Origin of the sequence: Paraburkholderia dinghuensis (assembly GCF_003837865.1) — a bacterium.
GTDB classification, from domain to species: domain Bacteria; phylum Pseudomonadota; class Gammaproteobacteria; order Burkholderiales; family Burkholderiaceae; genus Paraburkholderia; species Paraburkholderia dinghuensis.
In genome coordinates this window covers 1-8908 of sequence record NZ_RQIS01000042.1, presented here as the reverse complement: position 1 = coordinate 8908, position 8908 = coordinate 1, and the positions used below count along the sequence as shown (strand labels likewise).

General features: G+C 64.5%; 7 protein-coding genes and 2 pseudogenes. 6 read left to right on the top strand and 3 right to left on the bottom strand.

What is annotated here, in order from left to right; translation table 11 throughout:
- Together D1Y85_RS27855 and D1Y85_RS27850 are read left to right on the top strand one after the other, a co-directional pair.
- Positions 1–2168 (top strand): hypothetical protein (locus D1Y85_RS27855; protein ID WP_246025072.1); only part of this gene is annotated, 2168 nt, incomplete at its 5' end.
- Between the two features lie 54 nt (positions 2169–2222).
- Positions 2223–3542, top strand: a complete 1320-nt coding sequence (locus D1Y85_RS27850; protein ID WP_246025071.1) for a hypothetical protein — start codon at positions 2223–2225, stop codon at positions 3540–3542.
- Positions 3543–3724: 182 nt separating this feature from the next.
- On the opposite strand, the pseudogene D1Y85_RS28180 reads toward D1Y85_RS27850, so the two are convergent.
- A pseudogene (locus tag D1Y85_RS28180) lies at positions 3725–4327 on the bottom strand (hypothetical protein); the annotation flags it as partial.
- Here D1Y85_RS28180 and D1Y85_RS27840 point away from each other — a divergent pair.
- On the top strand, positions 4233–4469 hold the full coding sequence (locus D1Y85_RS27840) for a hypothetical protein (RefSeq protein ID WP_246025069.1): 237 nt from the start codon (positions 4233–4235) through the stop codon (positions 4467–4469). The pseudogene D1Y85_RS28180 and the gene D1Y85_RS27840 sit on opposite strands and share 95 nt — an antisense overlap.
- Positions 4470–4777: 308 nt before the next feature.
- On the opposite strand, the pseudogene D1Y85_RS28175 reads toward D1Y85_RS27840, so the two are convergent.
- Both D1Y85_RS28175 and D1Y85_RS27835 read right to left on the bottom strand, forming a co-directional pair.
- A pseudogene (locus tag D1Y85_RS28175) lies at positions 4778–4903 on the bottom strand (ESPR domain-containing protein); the annotation flags it as partial.
- A 115-nt stretch (positions 4904–5018) separates the two neighbouring features.
- Positions 5019–5870, bottom strand: a complete 852-nt coding sequence (locus D1Y85_RS27835) for a YadA family autotransporter adhesin (RefSeq protein WP_246025068.1) — start codon at positions 5868–5870, stop codon at positions 5019–5021.
- A 13-nt stretch (positions 5871–5883) separates the two neighbouring features.
- Here D1Y85_RS27835 and D1Y85_RS27830 point away from each other — a divergent pair, with 13 nt between their 5' ends.
- The 3 genes from D1Y85_RS27830 to D1Y85_RS27820 form a co-directional block, all read left to right on the top strand.
- Positions 5884–6111 (top strand): hypothetical protein, encoded by a 228-nt coding sequence (locus D1Y85_RS27830; RefSeq protein ID WP_246025067.1) that lies wholly within the window; start codon positions 5884–5886, stop codon positions 6109–6111.
- A gap of 3 nt (positions 6112–6114) precedes the next feature.
- Positions 6115–7350: a hypothetical protein gene (locus D1Y85_RS27825; RefSeq protein ID WP_246025066.1), complete on the top strand. Its 1236-nt coding sequence runs from the start codon at positions 6115–6117 to the stop codon at positions 7348–7350.
- An 18-nt stretch (positions 7351–7368) separates the two neighbouring features.
- Positions 7369–8908: hypothetical protein (locus tag D1Y85_RS27820; protein ID WP_246025065.1), on the top strand; the 1540-nt coding region annotated here is incomplete at its 3' end.

Sequence of the window (8908 nt, the reverse complement as noted above, 5' to 3'; positions counted from 1 at the left end):
CCGAGAGCGTATCCAGACCCGTCGACAGCGAGGTCAGGCTGCTCGTCGTACCCGTCAGTGTGGTCGACAGCGACGTCAGATCCGCCGCGCCCGACACCGACAGGCTCGTGAGCGTGCTGCCCGTGTTGACGAGGCTGGTCGACATCGACGTGACAGCCGAAGCCGCCGACGTCGATACGTCTGCCAGCGTGCTGCTGGCCGTAGCCGCGCCCGTCGACAGCGACGCAAGACCCGTCGACGCCGAAGTCGCGACGCTCGCGGTCGTCGACGTCAGCGTGTCGACACCCGTCGACAGCGAAGCGAAGCCCGTCGAAGTCGAACCCGACAGCAGCCCGACGTTGTTGTTGGTCGTTGCGAGCGCCGAAGCCGCCGTGCTCAAGCCGCCCGACAACGAAGCCGACATCGTCGCAACCGAACTGCCGACGGTGCTGACACCAGTGGCGAGCGACGACAGACCGGTCGACGTAGACGTGGACAGGCCGCCGATCCCGCTCGACAGCGAATCGATGCCGGAGGTCGTGCCCGCGAGCGCCGTAGACAGCGACCCGACACTGCTCGACGTGGATGCCGACAGATCGGACACTGCGCTTGTGCTGCCTGCGAGGGACGTCGACAGCGACGCCGTGCTCGTCGAACTGGACTGCGACACGCTGGCCACGGTGCTGTTGGCCGACGCGATGCCGGTCGACAGCGAGCCGAGACCCGTCGATGCCGACGTGGACATGCTGCCCAGCGCGTTGCCCGTGTCAAGAAGGACCGTCGAAAGCGAACCGATACCGGTCGACGTGCTGCCCGAGAACGTATCGAGGCCGACAGACAGCGATGCAACGTCGCTGGTCGTACCTGCCAGGCTGCTCGACAGCGACGACATGGCCGACGAGGTCGACGTCGACACGCTGGCGATGTTACTGCCCGCCGTGCCGAGCGAAGTCGACAGCGATGCCGTGCTGGCCGCACTGGTCGAACTGAGGCTGTCGATCGTGCTGTTGGTCGTCACGATGCTGGTCGACAGAGAACCCACTGCGCCCGCCGCCGATGCCGAGACGCTCACGAGCGACGAGTTTGTCGTGTCGAGACTGGTCGACAGTCCATCGATACCGGTCGACAACGACGTCGCGCTGCTGGCGACGCCGGCGAGCTGCGTGGACAGTTGCGACACCGTACCGGACGTCGATACCGAGAGGCTCGTCACCGTGCTGCCCGCAATATCGACACCGCTGGACAGCGACCCGAGCCCCGCCGTGTTCGTCGCCGAGAGGCTGGCGAGCGCGGCGCCCGTCGTCGACAGGCTGCCGGAAATCGATGCGAAGCTGCCCGACACCGTCGACGAAAGGCTCGACACCGTCGAATTCGTACCGGCAAGCGTGGTCGACAACGTGCTCACGTTGCTGTCCGCCGTCGACAGACCCGTGGACAGCGACGCGACGTTGTTCGCCGCGTCGGAGACGCCGGTGGAAACGCCCGCGATACCGCTCGACACCAGGGTCGCCGTGTTGGCCAGATTGCTGCCAACCGTCGAAAGCTCCGAAGTCAGCGCGGCCACGCCGGTCGATGCCGACGACGACAGCGTGATGATCCCCGACGAAAGCGACGTCGTGCTGCTGGTGACCGACGACAGTCCGGTCGTCAGCTGTGCGGCGCTGGTGCTCGTCGAATCGGCGAGCACCGTGAGGTTGCTATTGGTCGTATCGAGACTGGTGGAAAGCTGCGCCGAACTCGTGGAAGCCGACATCGCCAGCGCCGCGACCGAGCTGTTGGCCGACTGCAGATCCGACGACAACGTGCTCAGTCCGGTCGAAGCCGAACCGGCCCAGCTCCCGATGTTGCTGTTGGCCGTGTCGAGCGACGTGGACAGGCCCGCGACCGAGCTGTTCGCCGTGGAAAGGCTCGTCGACAGACTGCCGACGCTGGTCGTATCGTTCGCGAAACTCGTGGACGCCGACGCGGACAACCCGTCAATGCTGGTCGACAGCGAAGCGAGGCCGCTCGTCGTGGTGCTCGCCAGGTCCGAATACACGCTGTTGGTTGCCGACAGGCTGGCCGACACGTTCGACACCGCCGTCGAACTGGACGTCGAAAGACTGGCGACGGTGTTGTCCATCGTGCTCATCGACGCGGACAGCCACTCGTTGCCCGTCGAAATCGACGCGGACAGGCTCGTCATATAGCTGTTCGTGCCGAGAAGCCCGCTTGCCATCGTCCCGAAGCTGGTCGATGCGGACGTGGACAAAACGTCCATACCCGTGCTGAAGCTTGCGATACTGCTCGACGCCGAGGTGGAAACCGTGTCGAGCGTGCTCGACAGCGACGCCATGCCGGTCGAACCCGAGGCCAACACGTCGGTAATGGTGCTCAGGGTCGTACCGAACGCAGTCGACAGCGAGCCGAAGCTGTCCGCCACTGACGTCGACGTGTTCGCGATCGCGTTGTTCGTGCTGTCGATGCCAGTCGACAGCGACGCCATACTGGTCGACAGCGAAGCCTGGCCCGTCGACAACGACATCACACCGCTCGAGATCGACGAGGACACCGTCTGGACATACGCGAGGACGGTAGACATCGAGCCGATGGTGGTCGAACTGGACGTGGACAGCGTATTGAGGTCCGAGGACACCGACGAGAACGCACTCGATGCCGAAGACGACAGCGAGTCCTGCGAGGCCGATGTGCTTACGAGGCTACTGGAAGCCGAAGCGCTCAACGAATCGATGCCTGTCGACACGGTCGCAATGCCGCTCGACGCCGACGTCTGGAAGGACGACACACCCGCCGTCAAAGTCGACAGACTCGACGTGAAATCGCCGCCAAGCGACGACAACGACGTCGCGAGCGCGCCGATCGCATCGGACGACGACAGCGACAGCACGCGCATCGACGACGACGTCATGCTCATGCTCGAATTCAACTGGTCGAGCCCGCTGGACACCGAAACGGTCAGATCGTTCAGGCTGCTGTTCAGCGTGGCGAGACCCGAAGAAGTTGAACCCGACAACGTGCTCAGACTGCTTTTGGTCGCGTTCAGCGCGTTCGACCTCGACACCGACAGCGACGAAATCGAGTTGTCGGCGGTGGCAAAGCGATCCGCAGTCGAACCCGACAGCGAAGTCAGCGTGCTGCTCGCGACGCTCATGCTCGTCGCCAGCGTGATCAACCCGGTGGACGTCGAACTCGACAGTGAGGTGAACGTACTTTTCGCGCTCGACAGGCTGCTTGCCGTCGAGGTTGACAACGAAGCGAGACCGCTGCCCGTCGTGGACAGGCTCGAAGTCAACGAGTCGATACCGCTCGACGTCGACGCCGTCATTGCCGTGAGTTTGCTGTTCGTCGTGGAGAGGCTCGTCGTGAGCCCGGCGAGAGACGTTGACGATGACGACGAAAGCGACGAGACAGAACTGTTCGCGCCGACGGCGCCAGTGCTGAGCGAGGCAAGATCTGCCGCTTCAGAAGTCGAAATGCTGGCCAGATTCGACGGGAGCGGAGCATACGCGGTGGAAATCGAACTCACGCCCGGCTCGAGCGAACTCACCACGGTGCTCAACTGAGCAACGGTCGCGACATCCTGCGGGGCGGAACCGTCCGCCACGTTGGTCAGGCGCTTGAGGTTGCCTGCAGCGCCAAACGACACTTCGCCGTTTGCCGTCGTGCTGGTCCCGTAACCCACTGCCGAGGATGCGGTGGCGGCCGTCGTGGCGCCGGCGCCGATCGCGACGCTGCCGGCGTACTGCGCTTTCGCGCCGCTACCGATAGCCACCGCGTTCGCGCCGTTTGCCCCGGCAGCGTTACCCATCGCGATTGCGCCATCGCCGGTCGCCATCGAGTTATTGCCCATCGCAATCGCAGCGTTGCCGGTCGCGGTGTCGCCGAAGCCGACTGCGACGGCGCCGTCGCCGGTCGCATTGGTCTTCGAGCCAATCGCGACTGCGCCCCCGGCACCCGTGCTTGAGTTCGCCGACGCACTATGGCCGATCGCGACGTTCTGGCCAACAGCGCCCGATACCGCGCTGTCGCCCTGTGCGATACCGTAAGCACCACTTACGGTCGCGTTTTTACCAAGTGCGATACCCGACGCCATGTTATTGGACACGTTCGCACCCGCACCGAACGCAATAGCGCCCGTCGAGCTAGCGGTCGTCAGCGACCCCATCGCGAGTGTGTCGGTAGCCGACGCAGTCGAGTAGACGCCGAAAGCGAGCGACCCCTGGCCAGACGCTGTCGAATTGATGCCCAGGGCCGTGGACCCCGTACCCGACGCCACCGCACCCCACCCGAGTGCCGTCGTACCCAGGCCGGTAGCCTGGGAGCCGCACCCGGTCGCGAACGAATTCATGCCGAACGCGGAGTTATTGCCGCTAGCATTCGCCGGCGCCGAACTAGCCGCCGTGACGGAGATCCTGCTTCCGCTGATGGTTTGCGCGCCGGACCAGGTATTGATGGACTGGCCGTTAGCACTGTTGGTGGCGACGCCGTAGCTTACGGCACTTTTCTGCGCGCCGAATCCGTACAGCCCCCCCGTATAAGGCGAAGTCCCGGCGCCATAGATCATCGAGGATTTGGTGTTGCTGCCAGCCGGCAACAACATGCCGCAGTCGATCGCCCCAGACAGGGCGACACCGCCAACGGAGGCCCCGACTGTACTCTGATACGTATATTTGACGGCAGCCGTATCACTATTATAAGTGCCCACTGCACTCGCCCCGTTGGCACGGACAACGCCGGCCTGGACCGAATCTAACATCGTGCCAGACAGCACCCCGGCCATCGATATGGCCACCACCGCTCGCCCGAGCGCCGGCCCGGCAACGGTTTTTGACCGGCTTTTCTTGCCGCGCGCGGCCTCGATTTCGCTGACGGCAACCCACGCGCCAAGCGTTTCGTTATAGATACTTCGGTAATTCTTGTTCATTCTGTTTCTTGCTTAAAGAAAACAGCAAACAGCTTCGCTGCAATCGGTGTGTCGGCCGGTTCTCCGGTCGGAGCCATCCGACCGACACGCGCGGGCTCTGCACTACGGTCATTCGTCATCGCAGGTATGCCGCACCCACGCCGACTGCTGTCTTGCCTGCGCTGATGGCCACACCACCCTTGACCTTCACGTTCTGCGTGATGCGTGCGGTACTGCTGAACGCCACAGCCTGGTAGCCTGCGTAGTTCGCCGTACCGATGCCGAACGAGAAGTTGTTGTCGACAGCCACTTCCGGAATCGTCGCCAGCGCGGTCGCGGCAGCAACACCCGAGTACGCGTTACGCGCCACCTCGTTGATCTGGTTCTGAATGCCGCCGACCGCCCTGTTCAACTGGCCGACGTTGGCAGCGTCAGTCGGGTTCACGCCATCCGCCACGTTCGTGATCCGGCGTTCGCTACCCTGCGAGCCGACGGACACCGTGTTGTCCTGCGCTGCGATCGAGCCTGCACCCAACGCCACCGAGTTCGAACCCGCCGCCGATGCCGACGCACCGAGCGCGACCGAGTTGTTGCCGGCCGCGAGCGAGTTCGCACCGATCGCAACGGTCGGATCTGCAACCGCCTGCGCGTTGTAGCCGATTGCCACGGAACCCGCGTAGGTCGCCGCCGCGCGGTAACCGATTGCAGTCGTGTTCTCGGCGCTCGCCACCGCGTTCGAGCCGTATGCGGTCGCGCCGTCGCCGGTTGCCGTCGCACACAGACCCGTACCGGTCGCATCGACGCCCGACACCGACGAGCAGCCGGAGGCGACCACGTTGGTGATGCTGGTGCCGCTTTGTCCGCGTGTCTGCACCGTGCCGTTGGTGTTCATGCCGCCAACCTGCGTACCGCTGAACATGTTGCCGTTGCTGGCAGCGGCGTTGATCTGTTCGACCACCGGCGCGACGGTCGTCGACAGCGAAGCCACCGTCGAATTCGTCGTGGACAATCCGGTCGACAGCGAGCTCACCCCGGTCGACAGCGAATTCACGCTGGTCGACAGCGAACTCACGCCCGTCGAGGTCGAGGTCGACAGCGACGCGATGCTCGTGGAGGTCGACGTCGAAACCGAATCGACCGCCGTCGACAGCGAGCCGATGCCCGTCGAGGCCGAAGACGACAGCGAACTCATGCCGGACGACAGCGAGGTGACGCCATTGACCACGTAGTCGATGCTCGTCGACACGGAGGTCGACAGGCTCGTCAGGTTGCTGTTCGTCGTCGCGAGGCCGCTCGACAGCGAATCCACGCTGGTCGACAGCGAACTCATACCGCTCGAGGTCGAAGTCGACAGGACGGCCACGTTGCTGTTCGTGGTCGACAGGCCGCTTGAGAGCGAGTCGACGCTCGTCGACAGCGAGTTCATGCCGGTCGAGGTCGACGACGAGAGGCTCGCCACCGTGCTATCCGTGGTCGACAGACCGCTGGAGAGCGAATCGACCGAGGTCGACAGCGAACTCAGGCCGGACGAGGTCGAGGTCGACAGGCTGGCGACCGTGCTATCGGTCGTGGACAGGCTGCCCGACAGCGACGCGATACCGCTCGAAGTCGAAGTCGACAGCGAGTCGATGCCCGCGGACGTCGAAGTCGACACCGAATCGAGGCCCGTCGACAGCGACGCGATACCGCTCGAAGTCGACACCGACAAGTTGCTCATGTCGCTGTTCGTGCTCGACAGGCCCGTCGACAGCGACGAGAGACCGGTCGAAGCCGATGTCGACACACTGGCGATGCTCGTGCTCGCGCTGTCGAGACTGGTCGACAGCGACGAGATGCCGGTCGAAGCCGAAGTCGACAGATTGATGACCGTCGTGGACAACACACCGAACCCGGTCGACAGCGAATTCACACCCGTCCAGAGCGTGCTGATGCTCGTCGACGACGAGGCCGACAGCGTCGAGAGCGTCGTCGACAGCGAGTTCACGTTGCCGAGCGTCGCCGTGGACAGGCTGCTGACCGTGCTCACCGTCGAGGCCAGGCCGCTGGACAGCGACGAGACCCCGGTCGACGTCGATGTCGACATGCTGTACAGATCGCTCGATGCCGTCGAAAGGCCCGTGGACAGCGAATCGATACCGGTCGAAGCCGACACCGAGAGGCTGGACACATTGCTATCGGTGGTCGACAGCGCGGTCGACAGCGACGACACGCTCGTCGAACTCGACACCGACAGGCTGGCAACCGTGCTGTTCGTCGTCGACAGACCGCTCGACAGCGACGCCTGCCCCGTCGACGAAGAAGCCGACAGGCTGACGATGTCGCTGTTGGCCGTCGACAAACCGGTCGACAGCGACGCCATACCGGTCGACGCAGAGGTCGACACGTCGGTCAGCGTGCTGTTGGTCGTCGACAGACCGGTCGTCAGATCCGCGATACCCGCCGATGCGGAGACCGACAGGCTGGCCTGACCGACCGACAGATCCGCGATGTTGCTGGTCGCCGACGACAAGCCGGTCGACAGCGAGCTGAGGCCGGTCGAAGTCGACGTGGACAGGCTCGCGACGTTGCTCGTCGTGCTGGACAGACCGCTCGACAGCGACGACAGGCTCGTCGATCCGGAGACCGACAGGCTTGCCACCGTGCTATCGGTGGTCGACAGACCGGTCGAGAGCGAATTGATGCCCGTGGAAGCGGAGACCGATACGCTCGTCAGCGTGCTGTTGGTGCTCGACAAGCCGGACGACAGCGAAGACACGCCGGTCGAAGCCGAGACCGATACCGTGTTCAGCCCGGTGGACAGCGAATCGACGCTGCTCGTCGCGCTGGCCAGGCCGGTCGACAGCGAGGTGAGACCGCTCGAGGTCGATGCAGACAGGCTCGTGATGTTGCTGCCGGTGGTCGACAGGCCGGTCGACAGCGAGTCGATGCCGGTCGACGTGGAGGCCGACACGCTGGTCAGCGTGCTGCTCGTGCTCGAGAGACCGCTCGACAGCGAGGTCACGCCAGCCGACGTGGACGACGACAGACTCGTGAGGTTGCTGTTGGTCGAGTCGAGGCCCGACGAGAGCGATGCGACGCCAGCCGAGCTGGACACCGACAGGCTCGCGACATTGCTGTCCGTGGTCGACAACCCGCTCGACAGCGACGTCACACCGGCCGACGTCGAAGCGGACAGGCTGGTGATGGTGCTGGTCGTGGTCGACAAACCGCTCGACAGCGAGGAGATGCTGGTCGAGCTGGAGACCGACAGGCTCGCCACCTTGCTGCCCGTCGTCGACAGACCGCTCGACAGCGAGGTCATACCGACCGACGTGGAGCCCGAGAGATCCGTGAGATCGCTGCTCACCGTGTCGAGACCCGTTGACAGCGACAGGATGCCGGTCGATGCCGAGACCGACAGGCTCGCGACATTGCTGGTCGTGCTGGACAGGCCGCTCGACAGCGAACCGACGCTCGTCGACGTCGACGCCGAGAGGCTCGTCATGTTGCTGTTAGTCGTGTCGAGCCCCGTCGACAGCGACGCGAGACCGGTCGAAGCCGAAACCGACACGTTCGAGATCGTGCTGTTCGTCGTGGACAGGCCGGTCGACAGCGAGTCGACGCTGGTCGACGTCGAAACCGACAGGCTTGCCACCGTGCTGTTCGTCGTCGCAAGGCCGCTCGATACCGAAGCGATGCCCGTCGATGCGGACGACGACACCGTGTCAAGTCCGGAGGACAGCGAGGCAACGCTGCTCGTCGCGGTCGACAGGCTGGTCGACAGCGAGTTCATGCCGGTCGAGGTGGACGACGACAGGCTCGTCAGGTTGCTGTTGGTCGTATCGAGCGTCGTCGACAGCGACGACACTCCCGTCGAGCTGGACACCGACAGGCTGGCAATGCTGCTCGTCGTCGTCGACACCGCGCTCGACAGCGAGCTGACGCCCGTCGAGGCCGAGCTCGACACGCTCGCCAGGTTGCTGTTGGTCGTGTCCAGATTCGTCGACAGCGTCGAGACCGTGCTGTCCGTCGTCGCCAGACCCGTCG

What these genes read in the sequence shown, in the direction of transcription:
- D1Y85_RS27825 (WP_246025066.1), top strand. Translation starts at nt 6,115, where the DNA reads ATGCTCGTCGACACGGAGGTCGACAGGCTCGTCAGGTTGCTGTTCGTC.